The organism is Micromonospora sp. LOL_015, assembly GCF_048060275.1.
Taxonomy (GTDB): domain Bacteria; phylum Actinomycetota; class Actinomycetes; order Mycobacteriales; family Micromonosporaceae; genus Micromonospora_E.
The window spans coordinates 199,725-222,566 of the sequence record NZ_JBHMIO010000005.1 but is presented as its reverse complement, the minus strand read 5'-3'; the positions used below and the strand labels follow the sequence as shown (position 1 = coordinate 222,566).

Genomic DNA, 22,842 nt, shown 5'->3' with positions numbered 1-22,842 from the left:
GATCCGGTTTCGCGAGAGGGAGTTCATCGATGGCTGGGCCGACGGACATCCCGTTCACGCCGGAGCTGCACCTGCGACTGCTACTGAGCATCGACCGCGGGCACAACGTGCAGCGCGCGGTCCGCAGCGCGGTGCGGACCGGTGACCGGGTGCTCGACGCTGGCACTGGCAGCGGGCTGCTGGCGCTGGTCGCCGCCGACGCGGGCGCCGCCGAGGTGGTCGCGGTGGATCGGCACCATGTCGGCATGGCCGAGCGGATCGCTCGGCACAACGGGGCCGCCGACCGGATCACCTTCGTCGAATCCGACCTCGCCGATCTCGACCCGGAGGATCTCGGCGGTCGGTTCGACGTACTGCTCGGCATGATCCACACCAACAACCCGTTGCTGGACGAGGAGCGCTCCCGGCTGGTCGTCGAGCTGCGTCGCCGGTTCGGCACGGCCGACTGCCGGGTGCTGCCGGGCGAGGTGCGCTACCTGGCCACCGGCTGCGACCGGCTGGACTGGGACCTGCCGACCGAGCTGGCCGACCTGGCACAGGTTGCCGAGACGCTGCAGGGGGCGTACGGCTGGGACTTCCAACCGCTGGTGGACGCGGTCCGCGACGGGGTCGCGACGCGTTCCGCCCGGCCGGCCAAAGGGGTCGCCCCGGCCTGGCGGTCGCCGACCCGGTCCGGCGCGCTGCGCTTCCCGCGAAACGACGTGCGGCTGCTCACCGCCGCCGAGGACTGGGTGACGGTGGACTACCAGGCGTCGCCGTTCGACGGGTTTCCCGACCAGGTGCGGCTCACCACGACCGCCGCCGGGCGGCTGACCGGGGTGATCTGGACCCAGCAGCTGCGGTACGCCGGGGCGCCGCTGTGGACCAGTGAGTCGTACAGCCCGCTGGGCGGCCCGCGCCACGTCGACCCCGGGCAGGAACTGGTCTTCGGCACCGGTGCGACGTGGCGGGCGACGAACGTCCTCAGTCACCACCACCCGACGTAGTCCTCCAAGAACGCGGCCAGGTAGGCCGGTGAGTCGACCAGCCGGGTCAGCCGCGCCGCCTGTACCTGGTGCAGGAAGGCCGCGTCGGCCGTGCCGTATCCGGGGGTGTTCACCAGGTCCATCATCCAGTGCACGAACTCCTGGGCCCGCCAGATGCGGGCCAGCCGGTGCTGCGAGTAGGCGTCCGACCGGCGGTGGTCCCCGGCGGTGAACCGCTCGATCAGCCCCAGCGCCAGCTCTTCCGCGTCGGCCAGGGCCAGGTTGAAGCCCTTGCCGCCGACTGGCGGCACGATGTGCGCGGCGTCGCCGGCGAGGAACAGCGACCCGTACCGCATCGGGTCACAGACCAGGCCGCGCATCCGGACGGTGCCGGTGTCGGTGACCGGCCCGGTGTGCAGCGTCCACGGCTCGTCCAGCGCCAGTCGGATCCGGATTTCCTTCCAGATCCGCTCGTCCGGCCAGTCCGCCCGGGTCTCGTCCCGACCGCACTGCAGGTAGAACCGGCTCACCGTCGGCGTCCGGCGGACGTGTACGCAGGCCCCCGACTCATGCAAAGCGTTGATCACGCAGTCACTGGACGGCGGGGCTTCGGCGAGCACCGACAACCAGGCGTAGTCGTACTGGTAGTCGGCGCAGCGCAGCGCCCCGGCGGGGACCGCCCGCCGGGCGACGCCGTACTCGCCGTCGCAGCCGGCCACCACGTCGCAGCGCAGCTCACGGCCGTCGGCGAGCCGGATGCGGGGCTGCCCGGCCAGGTCGTCGATCGCCCCCGCCGCAGTCTCGAACCGCAGGTCACCGCCGTCGGCGAGGTAGGCGTCGACCAGATCGCGGACCAGGAACTGCTGCGGGTAAATGTAGTGGCTGCGGCCGTTGGCCAGCGGTTCATAGCGGATCGGGTAGCGCCGCCCGCCGAGCCGGAACTCCACCGCGTCCTCGACCGCGCCGGTCCGCAACAGGTTGCCAGCCAGGCCGTGCCGGCGGAGCAGGTCGACCACCCGGTGCTCTACGGTGGCGCCCCGGGCGCGGTTGGCGACGTACTCGCGGTCCCGACGCTCCAGCACCACACAGTCCACCCCGGCCCGGCGTAGCAGCACCGCCAGCAGCATCCCGGCCGGCCCGGCACCGATGACGCCGACTTGGGTACGCTCGTTCATCACCGGTCACCGCCGGCCGGCTGGTCGACCTGCCCACCGGCGTCCGCGCCCGGCGTTTCGTCTCCGTAGCCACCCAGGCCGGTGTCCGGCGTCCCGCCGCCTTCGGGCCCACCGGGTGTCCCGCCCCTGTCGGTTCGGTCCCGGTGGCTGCCGTGGAGCGCGAACAGCCGGGCCCGCATCATCTGCCGTACCACCTGCACCCCTGGCGACGTGCTGCGCCCTGCCGACCGGGCGGCCATCCGGAGGCTGGGCAGCACGTCGCCGCCGAACCGGGCGCAGATCAGTTGGTGCGCCTCGTACGCCTCGACGGTCGCTTCGACGAATTCGTCGAAGGCGCTACCCAACCGGGCCGGGCCGATCTTGGATCGCATCGCGCGGACCTCGGCGAACAGCGCCATGAGGTGGGCGTGGTCGCGGGTCTGCAGTCCGCTGAAGCCGGCCTGCACCGCTGGGGGTGCCATCGCCGGACGGATCAGTCGCTCGTAGTCGACCGGCGAGAAGTCCGAGGTGAACCGGAAAGCGGCCGCCGAGCTGCACATGAACGCCGTGGCGACCCGCAGCGCGGCTCGCGCCTCGGCCTCGTCGCCGTCGGCGCTGGCACCGAGGAAGCAGTTCAGCCCGGTGATCGCCCCCTGCATCAGGGTGAAGAAGAACTGGTGACCGATCAGCCACCGGTCGGCGGCGGCGTCGGAGTCACCCGGGTCCGTCCCGTTCGACTGTGGGTGCGGCGGGCGTTGGACGGACTGGTCGAGAACGCCGATCGGCTGGTTGTCGACGTCGTGGCCAGCGTACCGGTACAGGCTTTCCAGCCCGAGCCACAGCTGGGCGACATAGCCGTTGCTGAGCTGCGAAAGCCCATTCGCGTCGACGTTGTTCCGAACTGCCAGATGCGTTATTGCCAAGGCGTGGAGAAACGCTGATTCCGGTGCTTGGTGCGTACGGCGAATCTGGAAGTAGCGGTCATGTTCCTGATAGTCGACTTGCTGGTAGTCGACGGTGACCGGGTCGGCCCGGACGCCCGACGTCGCGCCGTCGAGCGGCTCCGGGGCCGAGGTGTGGGGGCCGTCGGCGATCGCAGCACGGAGTCGGTGCCGGTTGGCCGGCAGCAGCTCCGGATAGGGTAGGCACAGTGCACCATCAGACACAGGGCAGCCCTTCTGGTGGCTTCCGGGCATGGGTACGGTGTCGCAATACCGTGCCGGCGGAGTGGCCAATTTACCGCGCCGCCGGTGATCCACAATGCTCGCAAATTCTCGCGGCTGCTGTGATGGCTGTCAATCCCTGTGTAGTTTTTCGCCTACTGAGTAGTGACTTTGTGCACGTCAGCGGCGCGATATTGAGTCGGGCGACCGACGGTGCCCTCCGGTTGGAGGGCGACCGTCAACGGTGTACTCGGTCCAGCATCGGGTCGGTCTCGGCCCGCGGCAGCACGTACGGCGCGGTGATGGTGTCCACCCCGGTGCCGCGCGAGCCGGTGGGGCGGTAGGTGACGGTCGCCGCGCTGGCTGAGGCGGTCTCGACGATCCCGGCGCACCAGGTGCCGCCGCGGTAAACCCAGACCGGGTCGGACGGCTGGTACCGGTCGGTCGGGTAGACGTCCCGGGGATCGCGTTGGTTGGGGTTGAGGATGGGAGCCGGCATGCTCATCGCCCTCCTGTCTCGCTGCGCGCGGTGTGTCTCGTGGCTGCTGCCGTCGGATGACGCCGGAGGCAGCTGACCGGCCCGCAAAGCGGTGACTCTGCGTGCGTCGTTGTCTACGCCACCCCTAGCCTTATCGGGGGTGATGTCGTCGAATGTCCGATTACTCATCACAATGGGTAAACCGCCGGATACAAGTTCACGTGCGCTATCATGCTCGCAATACCTTGCAGGCGCAAGAGCGGATGCACGTGCATTTGACCCTTCCGTGACGAGGCGCGGCCGACCCTGGAGTCCTACGTCTGTTGCGACAATGTCCGATTTGGATTGTATGTATGCATAAGCCGGATAGTGACGTTCCAAGTACCGACCTGCCGACCCTCGCCTGGCGCAAGAGTGGCCGCAGCAACCCCAGCGGGAACTGCGTCGAGCTTGCCCGGCTGCCCGGTGGTGGCGGGATCGCTCTGCGTAACTCCCGCTACCCGGACGGTCCAGCGCTGATCTACACCCGTGCGGAGATCGAGGCGTTCATCCTCGGCGCCCGAGACGGTGACTTCGACGACCTGATTCGCTAGCATCGATCCGGCCGGGGGCCTGCGCCGTGGGGGCCCGTCCGGACTCTGCTGGTGACGACCGTCCGCACCGCACGGCGGTGGCCACTGATCGGACCGGTATCGACGGGGCCTTAGGGATCACCCTCGGGTCATGGCATGCTTACTCGCCAAGAGTAGCTGCCATACGACGCGACGGTGTCCGGAGGTCGGTGGGTGACGATGACGGCCCAGCCAGATGGCGGATCGGCGACCGGGCCGACCGTGCTGCGGATGCTGCTCGGCGCGCAGCTGCGGCGGCTCCGGGAGAGCCAGGGAGTGAGCCGGGAGGCGGCCGGCTGGCACATCCGCGCCTCCGAATCGAAGATCAGCCGGATGGAACTCGGCCGGGTCGGCTTCAAGGAACGCGACGTCACCGACCTGCTCACCCTCTACGGGGTGACCGACTCACGGGAACGCACAGCGCTGCTCGGGCTCGCCCGGCAGGCGAACACGCCCGGCTGGTGGCACCGGTACGGCGACATCCTGCCCAGTTGGTTCCAGTCCTACCTGGGGCTGGAGGCGGCCGCGAAGATGATCCGCAGCTACGAGGTCCAGTTCGTACCCGGCCTGCTGCAGACCCGCGACTACGCCCGAGCGGTGGTCCTACTCGGACACGGTCGGGCCCCGGCCGACGAAGTGGAACGCCGGGTCGAGCTGCGGATGGAGCGCCAGGAACTGCTTCATCGGCCACAGCCACCGAACCTGTGGGCAGTGATCGACGAGGCGGTGCTGCGACGGCCGATCGGCGGCCCCGCCGTGCTGCGCGACCAGATCAACGCTCTGGTCGAGGCGACCAAGCTACCGAACGTACGGCTGCAGGTCGTGCCGTTCGATGCCGGCGGGCACGCCGCCGCCGGCGGAGCCTTCACCATCCTGCGCTTCGCCGACCAGGACCTGCCCGACATCATCTACATCGAGCAGCTGACCAGCGCGATCTACCTGGACAAGCGGGAGGACGTCGACCACTACGCCGCCGCGATGGAGCGGCTCTGCGTCGAGGCCGACCCGCCCGCCCGTACCCAGGACCTGCTCCACCAGATCCTGCGCGACCTGGACTGAGCCGAGACAACCTGCGCCGACGGACCCGGTGTAGCGGGCGTGACCGCAGGTGTCACGCCCGCAACCGGGACCGGACCCGCCGGCAACCGGCTGGCGGCCGGGTCGCCGGTCGGCGAGATCGGCCGCGGCTCCCGGAGCCCGCACGTCGGGCTCGGATGTTGAGCAGAGGTGGACCGGAGCGGTCAGGTGCCGATGACGCCGCCATCGGCCTTGCGGATGACCACGGTCGCCGACCGGGGCCGGCCGGCCGGGTCGAAGTCGGGCCAGTTGCTCACCGCCCGCGGGTCCTCCGGCGTCGGGCTGCCCCAGTACGTCGTGGACTCGCCCGGATGCTGCACGTTGATGAACATGGTCCGCTGGTCGGGGGTGGTGACCACACCGGTGATCTCCGCGCCGCGCGGGCCGACCAGAAACCGCCGGATCTCACCGGTACGCGGGTCGGCGGCCAGCATCGCGTTGTTGCCAATGTTGTCGTGGCCCCGGTCCGCCCGGTTCTGCGTCGAATTCGACACGTCGGTCTGAATCCACAGCCGTCCGTCACCGTCGAACCAGATCCCGTCCGGCGAGCCGAAGATGTTCGTCTCGTCGAGCTGCACCTGCGGGTCGTACGCCGGGTCACCGGCCAGTATGAACACGTCCCACTCGAAGCTGGTCGCGGTGTTGTCGCGGCCGCGCTCGCGCCAGCGGACGATGTGCCCGTACGGGTTCGGGGTACGCGGGTTGACCGCACCGGGCGAGCCGGTGCCGTTGGTCAGGGTCAGGTAGACGTCGTTGTTCTTCGGGTTGACCGCCACCCACTCCGGACGGTCCAGCGGGGTGGCGCCGACCGCGTCGGCCGCCTCCCGGGTACGCAGCAGCACATCGGCCTGGTCGTGCCAGCCGTTCGCCCTGGTCAGTGGTCCCTTGCCGTGCTTCAGTGGCAGCCAGACGCCCTTGCCGTCGTCGTCGAACCGGGCGACGTAGAGCGTGCCGTGGTCCAGCGGGCTGCGGCCCAGCGCCCGCTGCATCCGCCACCGGCCGTCACCGACGAACTTGTAGAGGTAGTCACCGTCCTGGTCGTCGCCGCTGTAGACGACGACCCGACCGCGCGACTCCCAGAAGGTGGCGCCTTCGTGCTTGAACCGGCCGAGGGCGGTCCGCTTCACCGGGGTGGAGCGTGGATCCATCGGGTCGATCTCCACCAGCCACCCGAAGCGGTTCAGCTCGTTGGGGTTGCGCGCCACGTCGAAGCGCGGGTCGGCCAAGTGCCAGCGGTAGCCGAATCCGGCGGCGTTCACGCCGTACCGGGCCTGCTCCGGCGTCGGTGACCACTGCGGGTCCTCGGTGCCGAAGTACCCGTTCCAGTTTTCCTCACAGGCCACGTAGGTGCCCCACGGGGTGACTCCGTGCGAGCAGTTGTTCAACGTACCCATCGGTGGGTTGTTCGAGCGCAGCGCCGGGTGCCGGCCGGACACCGGGCCGGAGAAGACGACCGGGGTGGTGCCGGTGACCCGACGGTTGAACCGCGAGTCGACGTTGCGCCACCTGCCCCGCGACAGTTCCACCTCCACGACGCTGACCCCGTGGCCGGCGAGTGCCTTGTCGACCTTCTCCCGGGTCATCTCCGCGTCGCCGTCGGGGTAGAGCAGGGTCCGGTCGACGTACTCGTGGTTGAGCACCAGCAGGCCTCGGCGGCTGCCCAGCGGGCCGCGACCCAGCGGGAAGAAGTGCATGCCGTCGTGGTGGCTGCCCACCTGCTCGGCCTGTTCGGCGGCGGTGTTGGTGGCGTCCTTGCGCCAGGCCGGTCCCCGGCTGCGCAGCGGGGTGCCCCACGGGATGAGCACGTCGGCGGTGTAGCCCGGCGGGACGGTGATGGCGTCGTCGGTGTTCGGCAGCACCGGGTCGAAGCCGAGCAGACCACGCCGGCCGGGCTTGCCCTTGCCGTGCCCGCGGCCGCCGGCGCTGGCCGGCGCGTCGGTGCCGAGGGCACCGCCGGCTGCGCCGAGGAAGGCCGCGGCGGCGATCACCGTACCGCTGCGGACGATGTCGCGGCGGCCGGCGCGGGCGGCGAGCACCGCACGGAACGGACGGTTGCCGGACGGGTTCGAGCTGATGTCGTCCGGGTCGGTGTGGGTTTGGCTGTCATGGTCGATTGACATGTGATCCTCGCTCGGTCGGAAGCGGGCCGCCCGGTCCGGTGCCGCATCGTGCGCGGCGCGCGGACCGGTTCTGCCAGCGGCGGTCCGGGCGGGACGGCGTCGCTGGCACCGGGACGGTATGCAGCGGACCGGGACCGTCCGCGAACGCGTGTGCGACCTGCCGGCGACGTCGAGATGAACGATCGATGTCCTGATCTGGGTGTCGCCGGACCGTCCCTTGTCACGAAGGGGTAACGGGACCCGAATGTTTAGCAGGTCACCACCGACCCGTCTGTGCTTCGAAACCCGCGTCTCCTAGATTTACTGAACTCACCCTCTGACCGGAGGAACGCCTACATGCGCCAGCACAGACGCATAGCCACCTGGAAGATCATCACCGCGGTCGTAGGGGCCGGCGCGCTGAGCGTGCCCGGCAGTGCCGCTGCCATGGCCGCACCGGCCGCCGGTGACCCGTTCATCAGCGAGATCCACTACGACAACGCCGGCACCGACACCGGCGAGGCGATCGAGATCGAAGCCCCGGCCGAGTTCGACCTGACCGGCTGGCAGATCGTCCTCTACAATGGAAGCAACGGCACCGTCTACGACACCCGTACCCTCGCGGGCACCGTCACCGCGGCCGGCGTGGTCGTCGCCGAGTACCCCGCCAACGGCGTCCAGAACGGGTCCCCGGACGGGGTGGCCCTGGTCGACCCGGCCGGCTCCGTGGTCGAGTTTCTCAGCTACGAAGGCACCCTGACCGCGGCCGGCGGCCCCGCCGACGGCACGGCCAGTGTCGACATCGGTGTCGCGGAAGCCTCCGACACCCCGGCCGGGCACTCGTTGCAGAAGGTCGACGGCGACTGGCGGCAGCCGGTGGCGAACACCTTCGGCGTCCGTAACGGGACCGGCGACCCGGACCCGGACCCGGACCCGGACCCCGAGCTGGGCTGCGACGTCACGGTGACGAACAGCATCGCCGAGGTGCAGGGCACCGGTGACAGCACGCCGCTGGCCGGCACCGAGGTGACCGTCGAGGGCATCGTCGTCGCCGACCACCGCGTCGGCGGTTACAACGGCGTCTACCTGCAGACCGCCGGCACCGGCGGGTCCCGTACGGCTGCCGCCGGCACCGCCAGCGACGGGATCTTCGTCTACCTGACCAGCAACCCGGCCAACCACCCGGGGGTCGCGATCGGTGACCGGGTGCGGGTCACCGGCCACGCCGGTGAGTACTTCGGACTGACCCAGGTGAGCATCGGCGCGCGGACCGACGTGCAGATCTGTGACCGGGACAATCCGTTGCCCACCCCGGTCGCGCTGACCCTGCCACTGGCCGCCGGCGACCGGGAGTCCGTCGAGTCGATGCTGGTGGCCCCGGTCGGTGACTTCGCCGTCGCCGAGGTCTACAACACCAACCGGTACGGCGAGGTCGTGCTGACCGCCGGTGACACCCCGGCGGTCATCCCCACCGACGTGGCGCAGCCGGGCAGCGCCCAGGCCGAGCGGATCGCCGCCGACAACCGGCTCAACCGGATCCTGGTTGACGACGGCCGCACCACCAACCTGGCCGACGCCGGCATCGCCCCGCCGTACGTTTCGCCGGACCAGCCGCTGCGGGTCGGTGACTCGGTCGAGGCGTTCGGGCCGAGCGTGCTGTCGTACGGCTTCGACGAGTGGCGGCTGCAGCCGACCCTGCCGGTCGACGCGGACACCCCGGCCACCGAGCGGACCACGTTCAAGGTGACGAACCCGCGTACCGCCGCCCCGGCTCCGGTCGGTGGCGACATCCGGGTGGCCAGCTTCAACGTGCTGAACTATTTCGTCCACTTCGGTGGCGATGCGCGTGGTGCGGCCGACGAGGCCGCGCTGGCCAAACAGGAGGCGAAGATCGTTGCGGCGATCACCGCGCTGGACGCGCACGTGGTCGGCCTGCAGGAGATCGAGAACTCGGTGCGGTTCGCGCCGGGCGAGCCGGAGAAGGCACTCGTCCGGCTGGTCGGCGCGCTGAACGCCGCCGACGGTGCCGGGACCTGGGACTACGTCCGCTCCCCGGCGGACCTGCCGGGCGCCGCCCAGCAGGACTTCATCAGCAACGCGATCATCTTCAAGCCGGCTGCGGTGACCCCGGTCGGGCCGTCCCGGTCGGTCGACGACGAGAGCGTCTGGTTCAACGCGCGGGAGCCGATCGCGCAGACGTTCACCGCCGACGAGCTGACCTTCACCGTGGTGGCGAACCACTTCAAGTCCAAGAGCACGTCGACGCCGCCGACCGGCGACAACGTCGACACCGGTGACGGGCAGGGCGCGTACAACGGTGACCGGACCCGGCAGGCCGCCGCGCTGGCCGACTTCGTCGACGGGCTGGTGACCGACAGCGGCAGCGACGACGTACTGTTGCTGGGCGACTTCAACTCGTACACCCAGGAGGACCCGATGCGGGCCCTCTACGACGCCGACTACGTCAACCTGAACGACACCGGACGCAGCACCTACGTGTTCGCCGGTGAGTCGGGTTCGCTGGACCACGCGCTGGCCTCGCCGTCGTTGGCCGCCCGGGTCACCGGGGCCGACGTCTGGCAGATCAACGCGGTCGAGTCGTACGCCTTCCAGTACAACGGTTCCCCGAACTTCTTCGACCCGGGTCCGTTCCGGGCCAGCGACCACAACCCGATCATCATCGGGCTGGACACCGGCGCCGGCGGTCCGGTCGAGCTGCAGCTGCTGGGGATCAACGACTTCCACGGCCGGCTCGAATCCGTCGGTACGGTCGACGGGCAGCCGGTCGGCGGCGTGGCCCAGGTGGCCGGGCTGGTCGACCAGTACCGGGCGACCAACCCGAACACGGTGTTCGTCTCGGCCGGTGACAACATCGGCGCGTCGACGTTCGTTTCGGCGATCGACGACGACAACCCGACCCTCGACGCGTTCAGCGCCGCCGGTCTCGACGTGACGGCGGTCGGCAACCACGAGTTCGACAAGGGCATGGCGGACCTGACCGACCGGGTGATCCCGCGTTCGGACTTCCCGCAGCTCGGCGCCAACGTGTACCGCGACGACGAGCGGGCGCTGCCGGCTTACCACGTGCAGGAAATCGGCGGGATCCGGGTCGGCTACATCGGTGTGGTCACCGAGCAGACCGCAGTGATGGTCAGCCCGGACGGTATCGCCGGGCTCACCTTCCGCCCGCCGGCACCCGAGGCCGACCTGGTCGCCACCGCGCTCAAGGACGGCGACGAGAGCAACGGCGAGGCGGACGTGGTGGTGCTGCTCACCCACGAGGGCGCGGCCACGGAGAACATCGACTCGCCCGAGGCGCTGATGAGCGACCCGGTGTTCGGTCCGTTCACCCGGACGGTTCCGGAGGTCGACGTCATCTTCAGCGGGCACACCCACCAGCCGTACGCCTTCGAGGTGCCGGTGCCCGGCACGGACGAGACCCGGCCGGTGCTGCAGGCCGAGGACTACGGAAAGAAGCTCGGCCGGATCGTGCTGCAGGTGGACGTCGAGGCGGGGACGGTCGAGACGGACACCGTCGAGATAGTCGACGTGGTCGGCGCGCCGGTCAACCAGGAGGTCGCCGACATCGTGGCGGCGGCGAAGGCCAACGCCGAGGTGCTCGGCCAGCGGCCGCTGGGCTCGATCACCGCCGACATCACCCGGGCGTACACCAACGGCAACGAGGACCGGGGCAAGGAGTCGGTGCTCGGCAACTTCATCGCCGACGTGCAGCTCGCCGGGACCCGGGAGCCGGGTCGGGGTGGTGCGCAGATCGCCTTCATGAACCCGGGCGGGCTGCGGGCCGACCTGTTGTCCGGCGAGGACGGCGTGGTCACCTTCGCGGAGGCGTTCTCGACCCAGCCGTTCGCCAACGACATGGTCACCCGGACCTACACCGGCGCCCAGGTCAAGCGGGTGCTGGAGGAGCAGTGGCAGCCGGCCGGGGCGTCGCGTCCGCTGCTGTGGCTCGGCGTGTCGGAGGGCTTCTTCTATACGTACGACCCGACGTTGCCGCAGGGCGAGCGGATCACCTCGATGACCCTCAACGGTCAGCCGGTGTCGCCGACCGGGACCTACCGGGTCACGGTCAACTCGTTCCTGGCGGCGGGTGGCGACAACTTCACCACCCTGGCCGACGGCACGGATACCTCGACCACCGGGGACAACGACCTGACCATGCTGGTCGCGTACTTCGCCGAGAACTCGCCGGTCACCGCGGACACCAAGACGCGGTCGGCGATCGGCCAGCCCGGACCGACCTGCGACGTGACGGTCACCGGCAAGCACGACAGCGGGCTGATCGTCAAGGCGGGGATGACCTACTGCCTGGAGTCGGCGACGGTCAACGGCCCGGTCACGGTCCGCCCGGGTGCGACGCTGCTCGCCACTGACGGTGCGATCAACGGTCCGCTCACCGCGAACCGTCCGGCGGCGGTCAGCTTCACCGGCACGAGCGTCTCCGGGCCGCTGGCCCTGCTGCGCGTGACCGGGGCGGTGGCGTTGACCGGGGTGACCATCCGGGGTCCGCTGGAGGTGACTGGTGGTGACGGCGGTCTGCGGCTGGACGGCGCTGACATCTCCGGTCCGGTCCGGCTGGTCAACAACAAGCACGACGAGCTGCCGGTGGTGGTCGCGGGGAACACGATCCGCGGCCCGCTGCACTGTCAGGGCAACAGCCCGATGCCGGTTGACGAGGACCGAGTGAACACGGTGCAGGGCCCGGTGTCCGGGCAGTGCGCCCGGCTGTGAGCCGCCCGGTTCGACAGCACTGAGAAGCAGTGCTGAGAAGTGGCCCTGAGAAACGGTACGGCCCGGCGGACCTTGACTGGTCCGCCGGGCGGTACCGGCCTTGCCGGGTCCGGCTGCTGCCGCGGGGTCAGACCGTCGCGAGCTCCGGTGCCGGCGTGGCGGCCGTACGGCGCCGACTCAACATGGCGTCGAGCGAGTACCGGCCTGGCCCCAGCGCGGCCACCAGCAGAAACGCCCAGCAGAACAGCGCGGCGAGTTCGCCGCCGTTGTTCTGCGGGAGAAGTGCGTCCGGCTGATGGACCACGAAGTAGGCGTACGCCATCGATCCGGAACAGATGACGGCGGCCACCCGGGTGCCGAGTCCGGTGAGGACCAACAGACCGCCGACGAGCTGGATCAGCGCGGCCCACCACCCGGGCCAGACGCCGATCTCCAGTGCCTCACCGGTGCCCCGGAAGCCGCCGAAGATCCCGAAGATCGAGGCGGTACCGCGTAGCGCGAACAGCAGACCGACCACCACGCGGAACAGCGTGGGGACGATCTCCGGCAGGCGGGTGAATACGGGCATGGGGGACTCCTCGTGAATCTGGGAACACTGGTCCCACGGCGCCCGGATCATATCGACAGAAATTAATCTCAGTCAACGATCTCTCACCCAGTGTGATGATCGACTAGGTGGTCCGCTAACCCGAATCGGTGGTCTCCCGGTCTGTCCGCAGCGGGCGGGTGGCGTCGCGTAGGCTGGGCGCTTCGAGCAGCCCAACTCCGCCGCGCGGGCCTACGGGCGCCACCGCAGGTCGGAGTCGCGACCCGCCAGACGGAGACCAGCATGCACGAGATCCGGGTGTCGTCACCCGAAGCCGGGCACTGCGTCATCGAAGCCTCCGGCGAGCTGGATATGACCGCAACCGGAGAGCTCAGTGCTGCCGTGCAGGTGGTCGACCGGAGGCAGGCGACCTGGATCATCGTCGACCTGGACGCCGTCACACTGATCGATTCAAGTGCGGTCAAGGAACTGGTCGACGCGCATCACGCGGCCGCCGGTCAGGGTCAGATCCTGATAGTCCGCAACCCGCAGCCGATCGTCGCCCGGGTGCTGCGGGTGACCGGAGTCGCGCCACTGCTTGGCATCGTGCCGCAGGACCACACCGGAACCGTCTACGGTGGTAGACCGGACAACGGGGACCACGGGTGAACACCCTCACCTGGCTGGTGGCGCGTGACCTCGCCAGCGGTGTCACCCGGATCCGGCTGACCGGCGCGTTGACCGACACCGAACTGGTCCGGCTCGCCCCGGTGCTGCGCCGCTGCCTGCTGGAGGAGCCGTTGGCGCTGCTCGTCGAGCTGGACGAGGTGACCGTGGCCAGCCCGATCGGGCTGCGGGTCTTCGCCATCGTGCAGGGCGGCGACGCCAGCCACCGTCCGGTGGTGCACCTGTGTGCCCGGCCCGACTCACCCACCGGCCGGCTCGCCCGGCACAGCATGGGCGACCTGGTGAGTGTGCAGGACAGCGTGATCGATGCCACCAAACTGGTCGAATCAGCACCAAGGTCCGCGTACCGGTGGCACGAATACCTGCCTCCGCACCCGCACTCACCGGGACAGGCCCGCCGACTGATCGGCGGTGCCTGCCGCTCGTGGCACCTGACCGCTCTGCTCGACGATGCGATGGTGATCGGTTCCGAGCTGGTCAGCAATGCGGTCGAACATGCCGGCACCGAGTTGGACGTCACTACCACCCGGCAGGCCGGAGCGATCCGGATCAGCGTCCGCGACCGCGCTGCCGAGCTGCCCCGACCGGCCACCGGGCCCCGGCCCGGTCCGGCACCCGGCCGTGGTCGAGGGCTGGCCATCATCGAGGCGCTCGCCAGCGACTGGGGGTACGCCGGATTCGCCGACGGCAAGACGGTCTGGGCGGCACTGCGGCTGCCTGACTGACCGGCCGTTGCCCGACCGGTGTCGGCCGGTCCGGTGTTAGTCGGGCCGGGCAGCGGGTACCCGACCTCAACGGTCACACCTGTGGAGGTCACCATGACGCAAGCAACCGAGATGCTGGAAACCTATCCGCTCGATCTGGGACACGTCGACCAGCAGGCACTCGCCGACTGCATCGACGCCTGCTTCGACTGCGCTCAGGCCTGCACCGCCTGCGCTGATGCGTGCCTGAGCGAGGACACGGTCGCCGAACTGGTCAAGTGCATCCGCACCAATCTCGACTGCGCCGACATCTGCGCCACCACCGGCCGGGTGCTCTCCCGGCACACCGGCTATGACGCGAACACCACCAGGGTGATGCTGCAGGCATGCATCCAGGCATGCCGTTCGTGCGGCGAGGAGTGCCAGCTACACGCCAGCGAGCACGAGCACTGCCAGGTCTGCGCCGAGGCCTGCCGTCGGTGCGAGCAGGCCTGCCGGGACCTGATGGCCGCGCTCGGCTGAGCCGGCCCCCCGCCCTCGGCGTGGCTCGCGGGGCCGGTGGTCAGATCCGGGCCAGCGCGGTCCGCAGCGGGTCGAGACCGAGTACGCCCAGGTCCAGCGCTGCCTGATGAAACTCCTTGAGGTCGAAGGCGGCACCTTTGCGGGTTCGGGCGTCGGCTCGGGCCTGCAGCCAGATTCGCTCCCCGACCTTGTACGCCGCCGCCTGCCCCGGCCAGCCGAGATACCGGTCCAGCTCGAACCGCAGGATCTCGTCCGGCAGTTGGCAGTGCGCCCGCAGAAACTGCCACGCCAGCTCCGGAGTCCACCGCTCGCCGGGATGGAAGTTGAACGAGTTCGGCGGGATGGTCAACTGCAGGTGCAGGCCGATGTCCACGATCACCCGGGCCGCCCGCAGCGCCTGCCCGTCCAGCATGCCGAGCCGGTCACCGGGGTCGGCCAGGTAGCCCAGCTCGTCCATCAGCCGTTCCGCGTACAGCGCCCAGCCCTCGCTGTGCCCGGAACACCAGCAGAGCAGCCGCTGCCAGCGGTTGAGCAGATCGGCACGGACCTGCGTCTGACCGATCTGCAGATGATGTCCGGGCACCCCTTCGTGGTAGACCGTGGTCACCTCCCGCCAGGTCGAGAACTCGGTGAGCCCGTGCGGCACCGCCCACCACATCCGGCCCGGTCGGGAGAAGTCCTCACTCGGCCCGGTGTAGTAGATGCCGCCGTCGCTGGTCGGCGCGAGGCAGCACTCGATCCGCCGGATCTGCTGCGGAATGTCGAAGTGGGAGCCGTGCAGGTCCCCGATGGCCTTGTCAGCCAGCGCCTGCATCCAGTCGCGGAACGCCTCACCACCGGCGATGGTCCGCGCCGGGTCCGCGTCCAGGGCGCGTACCGCGTCGTCGATGCTGGCGCCGTGCCCGGCGATCTCGGCAGCGACCCGGCGCATCTCCTGCTCGATGCGATCCAACTCGAAGAAGCCCCAGGCGTACGTCTCGTCCAGGTCGATCCGCGCGCCCAGAAAGTACTGGGAGGCGAGCTCGTATCGGTCCCGGCCGGCGGCCTCGGTGTCCCGCCCCAACGGGGCCAGCTCGGTACGCAGGAACCGGCCGAACGCGATCGTCGCCGCAGTGGCCGCCGAGGCCGCGCGGCGCAGGTCCGCGGTGAGGGCGGCCGGAGCGGACAGCCGGCCGACCAGGGCGTGGAAGAAGTCGTCCGCTTCCGGGTCGGTCCAGACGTCACACTGGTCGGCGACCTTGAGCATCTGCGCCCGGGGTGCCACGTGCCCGGCACGGGCCGCGTCCAGCAGGGTGACCCGTACCTGGTCCAGAGCCTGTGGATAATTGTCCAGCCGGGCGGCGATGTTGGCCACCGCATCGGTGCCCTCGGTCGGCATCAGGTCGAAGACCTGGCGCAGCTGGTGCAGACCGCTGGTGATGACGCTCAGCTCGCTGGTCTCCTCGCCCGCCTCGTAGCGGGCCAGCTCCAGCCCGAGCCGCTCCGCCATCGCGTCCCGGGCCACCCGCTCGGCCTCCGACTCCGGATCGGCGACACCGAGCTGCCGCAACGTGTCGCGAGTCAGGGCGGCGCGTTCGGCGTACCCGTCCGGTGACAGGTCGTCGAGCTGGTCGTCGTACCCGTCGACGCCGATGTAGGTGGCTCCGGTCGGATTCAGCCGCGCCCACTGCTCGACAAAGCTGTTGCTGATGTCATCCACACGTCCCATGCTGATGACCCTACGCGGCAGGTCGGTGGGGCCGGCGCAGCCGAAAGGGGGAACGGGAATGCAGGAACCCGGTTCGGCCGGCCCACCACCCGGTCCCCGGCTCGCCAGCTGGCTGCCCGGCTTTCTGCTGCTCGCAGGAATCTGGGGCACCAGTTTCCTGCTGATCAAGATCGGCATCGCCGAGCTGCATCCGATCCACGTGACCCTGGCCCGGGTCGCCGCCGGTGCGCTCACCCTGCTGATCGTGTTGCCACTGATCGGCGATCGGCTGCCCCGGGATCCGTGGCTGTGGCTGCACCAGTGCGTCGTCGCGGCGGTCGGGGTCGCCCTGCCGTTCACCCTCATCGGGTACGGGGAGCAGCGGATCCCGTCGCTGCTCGCCGGCATCTGGAACGCCACCACCCCACTGATCGCCCTGCCGCTGGCGGCGCTGGTGTTCCGCACCGAGGCAATGACGGCCCGCCGGCTGGCCGGCACCGGGTTGGGCTTCGTCGGCGTGCTGGTGGTGCTCGGGGTCTGGCAGGGCGTCGGCGGGGGACAGTTCGCCGGGCAGCTGATGTGTCTCGGCGCGGCCGCCTGCTACGGCGCGACGATCCCGTACCAGAAGCGGTTTGTCGCCGGCCGGTCCGACAGCGGCGTCGCGCTCGCCGCGACCCAGCTGATCCTGGCCACCGGCCAGTTGGCCGTCGTCGCACCGATCGTTGCCGGGGCCCCGCCGACGCCGACCCGGCTCTCCCCGGCGGTGATCGTGAGCGTGCTGATTCTTGGGGCGGTCGGCACCGGACTGGCCTTCGTGATCCACATGCGCAACATCCGGCTGGTCGGCGCCAGTACGGCGGCTACGGTCACCTATGTCGTGCCGGTCGTCGCGGTCGCGGCCGGGGTGTCGGTCCTCGGCGAGCGGCTGGTCTGGCACCAGCCGGTCGGGGCGCTGATCGTGTTGGCCGGAGTGGCCATCGCACAGGGCACCGGGCCGCCCCGAACGGCCCGTTCCGGCCCGCTGCCCGGCGGCCCGCTGCCGGACAGCGGTTCAGTGATGGGCAGCGGCCCAGTTGACCAGCTCCCCGGCCGACCAGGTGTTGACCACCCGGTCGGCATCGACACCGCAGAGCGCGGCCCGGGCGCACCCGAACCGCTGCCAGTCGAGCTGACCCGGCGCGTGGGCGTCGGTGTCGATGGCGAACAGGCAGCCGGTCTCGACCGCTAGCCGGATCAGCCGCTTCGGCGGGTCCTGCCGCTCCGGCCGGGAGTTGATCTCGACGGCCTTGCCGTGTTCGGCGCAGGCGGCAAAGACCGCTTCGGCATCGAAGTCGCTTGGCGGCCGGGACCGCCGTCGGTGGCCGCGGCCGCCGGGGCCGGTCACCCCCGGCGGCCGGGACGTCACCATCCGACCGGTGCAGTGACCGAGGATGTCCAGCCGGGGGTTGGCGACCGCGGTCAGCATCCGTCGGGTCATCCGCGCCCGGTCGTCACGCAGATTGGCGTGCACCGAGCCGACCACCACGTCGAGCCGGTCGAGGAGTTCGTCGGACTGGTCGAGGGAGCCGTCCGGCAGGATGTCCACCTCGATGCCGGTCAGGATCCGGAACCCCTCCGGCAGGGCGGCGTTGAGCGCCGCGACGTGGTCGAGTTGGCGCCGCAGCCGGGCGGCGGTCAACCCGCGGGCGACCGTGAGCCGGGGCGAATGATCGGTCAGCACCAGGTACTCGTGGCCCAGCTCGACCGCGGCCAACGCCATCTCCTCGATCGGCGAACCGCCGTCGGACCAGTCCGAGTGGGTGTGGCAGTCGCCGCGCAGCGCGGCGCGCAGTGCCGCCGCCGCCTCGTCCAGGTCGGTGCCCTCGGTGGCCAGCAGCCGGCGCAGATAGACCGGCTCCTCGCCGGCCAGCGACTCGGCCACACACCGGGCGGTCACCTCGCCTACCCCGGCGAACTCGGTCAACGTGCCGGTATCAGCCCGCTGCGACAACTCGGCAGCGGGCAGTCCGGCCAGTGCCGTGGCGGCGGACCGGAACGCGCGTACCCGGTAGGTCGCCTCGTTGGCCCGCTCCAGCAGGAAAGCGATCCGACGAAGGTCGGCGATCGGGTCCCGGGCATTGCTCACACCGGTCACCATAGGCCCCTTCGGCGGTACTGTCGCCCGGCCGGAGCCGACTAGGGTCGTCGCATGCGGACCATCGACTGGGTCGACGACGCCATCGAGATCATCGACCAGACCGCGTTGCCGGACCGGACCACCGTACTGCGGCTGTCCACCGTCGAGGAGGTGGTCGACGCGATTCAGTCCCTGGCGGTACGCGGCGCGCCGGCGCTCGGCGTTGCCGGTGCACTCGGAGTGGCGCTGGCCAGGCGGCTGCACCACGACGAACCGGACCGGCTGGCCGCCGCCGTCGACCGGCTGCGCACCGCCCGGCCGACCGCGGTCAACCTCGCTCGGGGCGTCGACCGGGCGTCGGCCCGGCTCGCGGAGAGCCCGTCGGCCGTACTCGCCGAAGCAGTGGCCCTACGCGACGAGGAGGAGGCGGCGTCGGTGGCGATGGCCCGGCTCGGGGCCGACCTGCTCGGGCAGCTCTGCCCGCCCCGGTGCCGGCTGCTGACCCACTGCAACACCGGCGCGCTGGCCACGGTTACCGGAGGAACCGCGCTCGGGGTCGTCGTCGAACTGCACCGGCGCGGCGGGCTGGAATCGGTGATCGCCAGCGAGACCCGTCCGCTGCTGCAGGGTGCCCGGCTGACCGCCTGGGAACTCGACCGGGCGGGGGTCGACTTCCGGGTCGCCGTTGACGGGGCCGGGCCGTTCCTGATGGCCCGTGGCCGGGTCGACGCGGTCGTCGTGGGCGCCGACCGGATCTGCGCGAACGGCGACACGATCAACAAGATCGGCACGTACGCCCATGCGCTCGGCGCCCGGCGGGCCGGACTGCCGTTCGTGGTGGTCGCTCCCGAATCGACGGTGGATCCGGCGACCGCCACCGGCGCACAGGTCGAGATCGAGGACCGGGGATCCGCCGAGGTGGTCAGCTTCGCCGCTGCCCGGACCACGCCGGCCGGGGCCGGCGCGGTCAACCCCGCCTTCGACGTGACGCCCGCCGACCTGGTGACCGCCGTTGTCACCGACCGCCGGGTGATCCGGCTCGACCGGGGCGAACAAATCTGAGCCGCCGCCGGTAGAAAGCCGGTCCACCGCCGGCCAGCCGGGCCGGGTCAGTCGACCGGCGCCGGCCGGACCGCCGTCACGGTACGTCGGTCCTCGGCCACGGCGGTGATCCAACCGCCGGCCCGCCCCAGCCGCAGCAGCGCGTCCGGCCGGGCCGGCAGCTCCAGCGGCCGGCCCGGCTGTGGTGGCCAGCCGCCCCGGGCCGAACTGCCCGGGGTCAGCCAGGGCACCAGAGCCTGCACCGGGTCTTGCGCGTCCAGCGCCGCCCGGGCCGCAGTCAGGGTGGCGAGCACCTCGTCCAGGGCGGCCCGGACCGCCCCGGCGTTGCCGCCGCACATCGCCGCCACCAGCTCCGGCCGGCTGGCTGCGACCCGGGTGCCGTCCCGAAAGGACCCGGCGGCCAACGACCAGGCGAGCGGGTCCGTAACCGCGGTGGTGGCCAGGGCGGTCGCAAGCAGATGTGGTACGTGGCTGATCGCCGCGACGGCCCGGTCGTGCTCCTCGGCGGTGGCCGGTACCACCCGGGCGCCCAGCCCGGTCACTGCTGTCGCCACCGTCAGCCAGTCGTCGACCGAGGTCACCGGCGGCTCCAGGCAGAGCACCCAGGCGCAGCCGGTGAACAGTTTCGGATCGGCGGAGGTGAACCCGGAGGTCTCCCGACCGGCCATCGGATGGCCGCCGACGAACCCGGCGGTCCGGTCGTGCTGGCGGTGCAGCCGCCGGTCGACCAGCCGCCGCACCGGCTCCTTGACCGAGGTGACGTCGGTGACCAGCCCGGAGTAGCCGACCGCGGCGATCTCGTCGAGTACCGGACCCACCGCCGGCAGCGGCACCGCCAGCAGCACCAGATCGGCGTCGGCCACCGCGTCCCGCACCGTCGGGGCGACCTGCCAGCGCGCGCCGGGTGCCGCCCGCGCGGCGGCGGTACGCGCGGTGGCCCGGGTCGCGGGATCGGCGTCGTACCCGAAAACCCGGTGTCCGGCGGCGGCGAACGCGCGCAGCGTCGAGCCACCGATCAGCCCCAGCCCGATCACCGCCACTCGCACGCGGTGACTCTGCCACATCGAGCCAGGGCGCGGTCGGGCAGCCGTCGTCGGTACGCTGACTTGGCACGTTGGTGGACCGACGCGAGCCGCCGCCCCGGCCGCAGGAGGGAGGGACGAGATGCCGGACCGGCCGATCGACTGGCCGTCACCCGCACCGACCAGCCCGCCGGGTTGGCCCGGTGTGCCGGCCGGCTGGCACCCGCCGGTGGCCGGCTGGGGTTCACCACGTGGGCAGCACCCGTACCCGCCGGGGATGTTTCCGGCCGCGCCCGCATGGCCACCGGCCCCGTCCCGGCCGACCTACCGGGAGCCGCACCCGGTACGCCCGGGAGCCGTCGCGCTCGGGGCGCTGGCCACCGCGCTGTGGTTGCTGCTGACCGGCCTGATCGGCCAGGACCTGCGCGGGTACGCCCTGTCGACGCTGCTCTGCGGCGCACTCGCCTGGGCCGTCGCGATCCTGCTCGCCCGGGTCGGCGACCGGGGCGTGGCGACCGGCATCGCACTCGCCATGTCGGCCGGCTGGAGCATCACGACTGTGGCGCTCGCCACACACTGGGCGGCGACCAGCGACTGGCCACTGTGGTGACCGGCGGTGGGCGGATTCCGGGCTTGACGAACACGGCGGCGGTCGGCACGCTCGGCGGCATGGCCAACACCGGGCACCGGCTCGATTCCGAGCGGAATCGGCGCCGACTGCAAATCCTCGCCGAGCTTGCCGGCGCCAAGCTCGGCCGCGAACGGATCCGGCCCCGTAAGGTCCGAGGGCAGCAGTTGCGCGAGTTGATTGCGGCCCGCCGACTGGTCAACTGACCGAACGCCTCATCTGACCGAACGTCGACGCGCTGTCGCGCGCCCGTCCCTGCCGGTCAGTGACTGTTCGGGGCGTTGCGGGGTCAACGACCGACCTGAGCCGATACCGTCATTCTGACGACAGAATCGGCGGTCACCGACGGCGGCGGGGATGCCGCGCCGCCCGGTGACCGCAGGGACCATTGGGGGGACCGTGCCCTATTTTGCTGCCGCTGCCGTACGCGGCCCGGCCGGTTGGTCCGGCGCCGAGCTCGACCTCGGTGGGGTCGCCGACATCGACGAGGTGATCGACCGGCTTCGTGAGGTCGATGCCGACGCCGAGGTGTCACTGCTGTTCGTCGAATCGGACGACAGTTACCTGGTGATCCTGCGCCTCGACGAGGGCGAGGATCTGCGAATCTTCAGTTCGGACGCCGCGTTCGCCGAGGAGTCGCGGCTGGGCGCGCTGCTGATCGGCGACATCCGTACTCCGGCCGTCGAGGTGGACCTCGAACCGGTCGTGGTCGGTGCCGGCGGCGGCTCGATGTCCGCCGCCGCTGCCGCACCGGCCGGCTCCCGTGCCGGTGGGTACCTGGTCGGCGACCCGTTGGACGACTCCGACGACGTCGACGCGTTGGCCGACGAGGAGGATGACGATGAGCCGGCCGCCGACCCGGACGCGGAGCCGGTCGGGGACGCCGACCTGCTCGCCGATCTCGGCCTGTCGGCCCGACGGCTGCTGGCACTGTGCGCCCGTGACGGCATGCTGCCGGCCGACGTGACCGCCGAGATCTGCCAGACGGTCGGCTGCGGCGACGAGATCGAGGAGTTGCGCGAGGCATGAGGCCGGGCGGGGCGACGGCGTGACCGGGCGGGGCGACGGCGTGCCGACGGCCCGGCGGCACCGCGACCCGCTGCACGAGAGCTGGATGCGGCGGGCGTTGTCGGTGGCCGGCGGGTCGACCGCCGGCGCCGGCCCGGTCGGTGTGCCGCCCGGCACGGCAGGGGCACCCGTCGGTGCGGCTGACGTGCCGGTCGGTGCGGTCGTCTACGACGCGGCCGGTTGCGAACTCGCGGTCGCCCACAACGAACGCGAACTGACCGGCGACCCGACGGCGCACGCCGAGATCCTCGCGCTGCGCCGGGCCGCCGCCCGGCTCGGCCGGTGGCGGCTCGACGGGTGCACCCTGGTGGTCACCCTGGAACCGTGCACCATGTGCGCCGGCGCGGTGGTGCTGGCCCGGATCTCGACCGTGGTCTTCGGCGCGTGGGAGCCGAAGACCGGTGCCGTCGGATCGCTGTGGGACGTCGTGCGCGACCGCCGCCTCAACCACCGGCCGACCGTGTACGCCGGGGTGCTGGCCGACGAGTGCGCCGCTGCGCTGCGGGCGTTCTTTCGCTGAGCCG

Annotated in this window: 20 protein-coding genes and 1 pseudogene; 13 read left to right on the top strand and 8 right to left on the bottom strand. The window is 71.1% G+C overall.

The genetic code is table 11. The features are described 5' to 3' along the window. The first annotated feature begins 29 nt into the window (after positions 1-29). Positions 30-986, top strand: coding sequence for a 50S ribosomal protein L11 methyltransferase (locus ACFHWU_RS07840; protein WP_416590185.1), 957 nt, complete (start codon positions 30-32; stop codon positions 984-986). On the opposite strand, the gene ACFHWU_RS07835 is transcribed toward ACFHWU_RS07840, so the two are convergent. From ACFHWU_RS07835 to ACFHWU_RS07825, 3 genes are all read right to left on the bottom strand, one after another. Continuing rightward, entirely contained in the window at positions 968-2,140 is a 1,173-nt protein-coding gene (locus ACFHWU_RS07835) for a 4-hydroxybenzoate 3-monooxygenase (RefSeq protein WP_416556586.1), read from the bottom strand. The genes ACFHWU_RS07840 and ACFHWU_RS07835 overlap by 19 nt on opposite strands. After that, the gene (locus ACFHWU_RS07830) at positions 2,140-3,285 is read right to left on the bottom strand and encodes a hypothetical protein (RefSeq protein WP_416569257.1); all 1,146 of its coding nucleotides are present in this window, start codon (positions 3,283-3,285) and stop codon (positions 2,140-2,142) included. Before ACFHWU_RS07830 ends, ACFHWU_RS07835 begins: the two co-directional genes overlap by 1 nt. A gap of 235 nt (positions 3,286-3,520) precedes the next feature. Continuing rightward, on the bottom strand, positions 3,521-3,781 hold the full coding sequence (locus ACFHWU_RS07825; protein WP_416556588.1) for a hypothetical protein: 261 nt from the start codon (positions 3,779-3,781) through the stop codon (positions 3,521-3,523). A 332-nt stretch (positions 3,782-4,113) separates the two neighbouring features. Here ACFHWU_RS07825 and ACFHWU_RS07820 point away from each other — a divergent pair, with 332 nt between their 5' ends. Continuing rightward, positions 4,114-4,353, top strand: coding sequence for a DUF397 domain-containing protein (locus ACFHWU_RS07820; protein ID WP_416556589.1), 240 nt, complete (start codon positions 4,114-4,116; stop codon positions 4,351-4,353). A gap of 249 nt (positions 4,354-4,602) precedes the next feature. Further along, positions 4,603-5,430, top strand: a complete 828-nt coding sequence (locus tag ACFHWU_RS07815; RefSeq protein ID WP_416556617.1) for a helix-turn-helix domain-containing protein — start codon at positions 4,603-4,605, stop codon at positions 5,428-5,430. Positions 5,431-5,612: 182 nt separating this feature from the next. On the opposite strand, the gene ACFHWU_RS07810 is transcribed toward ACFHWU_RS07815, so the two are convergent. Then, positions 5,613-7,568 carry a PhoX family protein gene (locus ACFHWU_RS07810; RefSeq protein WP_416590184.1) on the bottom strand — a complete coding sequence of 652 codons (1,956 nt, stop codon included), beginning with the start codon at positions 7,566-7,568 and terminating at the stop codon, positions 5,613-5,615. Positions 7,569-7,904: 336 nt separating this feature from the next. Here ACFHWU_RS07810 and ACFHWU_RS07805 point away from each other — a divergent pair, with 336 nt between their 5' ends. Continuing rightward, positions 7,905-12,296, top strand: a complete 4,392-nt coding sequence (locus ACFHWU_RS07805) for an ExeM/NucH family extracellular endonuclease (protein WP_416590183.1) — start codon at positions 7,905-7,907, stop codon at positions 12,294-12,296. A gap of 127 nt (positions 12,297-12,423) precedes the next feature. On the opposite strand, the gene ACFHWU_RS07800 is transcribed toward ACFHWU_RS07805, so the two are convergent. Further along, the gene (locus ACFHWU_RS07800; RefSeq protein ID WP_416590182.1) at positions 12,424-12,864 is read right to left on the bottom strand and encodes a DoxX family protein; all 441 of its coding nucleotides are present in this window, start codon (positions 12,862-12,864) and stop codon (positions 12,424-12,426) included. 261 nt (positions 12,865-13,125) lie between these two features. Between ACFHWU_RS07800 and ACFHWU_RS07795 the strand changes: the two genes are divergently transcribed. The 3 genes from ACFHWU_RS07795 (at position 13,126) to ACFHWU_RS07785 (ending at position 14,735) form a co-directional block, all read left to right on the top strand. Then, a complete protein-coding gene (locus ACFHWU_RS07795) occupies positions 13,126-13,491 on the top strand; it encodes an STAS domain-containing protein (RefSeq protein ID WP_416556593.1) in 366 nt (121 codons plus the stop codon). Beyond that, on the top strand, positions 13,488-14,234 hold the full coding sequence (locus ACFHWU_RS07790) for an ATP-binding protein (RefSeq protein WP_416556594.1): 747 nt from the start codon (positions 13,488-13,490) through the stop codon (positions 14,232-14,234). Before ACFHWU_RS07795 ends, ACFHWU_RS07790 begins: the two co-directional genes overlap by 4 nt. A 93-nt stretch (positions 14,235-14,327) precedes the next feature. Then, on the top strand, positions 14,328-14,735 hold the full coding sequence (locus ACFHWU_RS07785; RefSeq protein ID WP_416556595.1) for a four-helix bundle copper-binding protein: 408 nt from the start codon (positions 14,328-14,330) through the stop codon (positions 14,733-14,735). A gap of 40 nt (positions 14,736-14,775) precedes the next feature. Here ACFHWU_RS07785 and ACFHWU_RS07780 read toward each other — a convergent pair whose 3' ends face one another. Further along, positions 14,776-16,443, bottom strand: a complete 1,668-nt coding sequence (locus ACFHWU_RS07780; protein ID WP_416556596.1) for a DUF885 domain-containing protein — start codon at positions 16,441-16,443, stop codon at positions 14,776-14,778. On the opposite strand from ACFHWU_RS07780, the pseudogene ACFHWU_RS07775 reads away from it, so the two are divergent. Then, positions 16,424-17,341: pseudogene (locus tag ACFHWU_RS07775) on the top strand (DMT family transporter); the annotation flags it as partial. The gene ACFHWU_RS07780 and the pseudogene ACFHWU_RS07775 sit on opposite strands and share 20 nt — an antisense overlap. A 132-nt stretch (positions 17,342-17,473) precedes the next feature. Here the strand turns inward: ACFHWU_RS07775 and ACFHWU_RS07770 are convergent. Beyond that, positions 17,474-18,547: a PHP domain-containing protein gene (locus tag ACFHWU_RS07770; protein WP_416590181.1), complete on the bottom strand. Its 1,074-nt coding sequence runs from the start codon at positions 18,545-18,547 to the stop codon at positions 17,474-17,476. Between the two features lie 63 nt (positions 18,548-18,610). Here ACFHWU_RS07770 and mtnA point away from each other — a divergent pair, with 63 nt between their 5' ends. Further along, positions 18,611-19,600, top strand: a complete 990-nt coding sequence (gene mtnA, locus ACFHWU_RS07765) for an S-methyl-5-thioribose-1-phosphate isomerase (protein ID WP_416590180.1) — start codon at positions 18,611-18,613, stop codon at positions 19,598-19,600. 47 nt (positions 19,601-19,647) lie between these two features. Here the strand turns inward: mtnA and ACFHWU_RS07760 are convergent, their stop codons facing one another. After that, complete coding sequence (locus ACFHWU_RS07760; RefSeq protein WP_416590179.1) at positions 19,648-20,664, bottom strand: prephenate dehydrogenase; 1,017 nt, start codon at positions 20,662-20,664, stop codon at positions 19,648-19,650. 235 nt (positions 20,665-20,899) lie between these two features. On the opposite strand from ACFHWU_RS07760, the gene ACFHWU_RS07755 reads away from it, so the two are divergent. The 4 genes from ACFHWU_RS07755 to ACFHWU_RS07740 all read left to right on the top strand — a co-directional run bounded on the left by ACFHWU_RS07755 (position 20,900) and on the right by ACFHWU_RS07740 (position 22,838). Beyond that, positions 20,900-21,232: a hypothetical protein gene (locus ACFHWU_RS07755; RefSeq protein ID WP_416556618.1), complete on the top strand. Its 333-nt coding sequence runs from the start codon at positions 20,900-20,902 to the stop codon at positions 21,230-21,232. Between the two features lie 23 nt (positions 21,233-21,255). Then, positions 21,256-21,456: a hypothetical protein gene (locus ACFHWU_RS07750; RefSeq protein ID WP_416556600.1), complete on the top strand. Its 201-nt coding sequence runs from the start codon at positions 21,256-21,258 to the stop codon at positions 21,454-21,456. Positions 21,457-21,649: 193 nt separating this feature from the next. Continuing rightward, the gene (locus tag ACFHWU_RS07745; RefSeq protein WP_416569253.1) at positions 21,650-22,279 is read left to right on the top strand and encodes a tRNA adenosine deaminase-associated protein; all 630 of its coding nucleotides are present in this window, start codon (positions 21,650-21,652) and stop codon (positions 22,277-22,279) included. An 85-nt stretch (positions 22,280-22,364) separates the two neighbouring features. Beyond that, positions 22,365-22,838 (top strand): nucleoside deaminase, encoded by a 474-nt coding sequence (locus ACFHWU_RS07740; RefSeq protein WP_416590199.1) that lies wholly within the window; start codon positions 22,365-22,367, stop codon positions 22,836-22,838. Positions 22,839-22,842 lie beyond the last annotated feature (4 nt).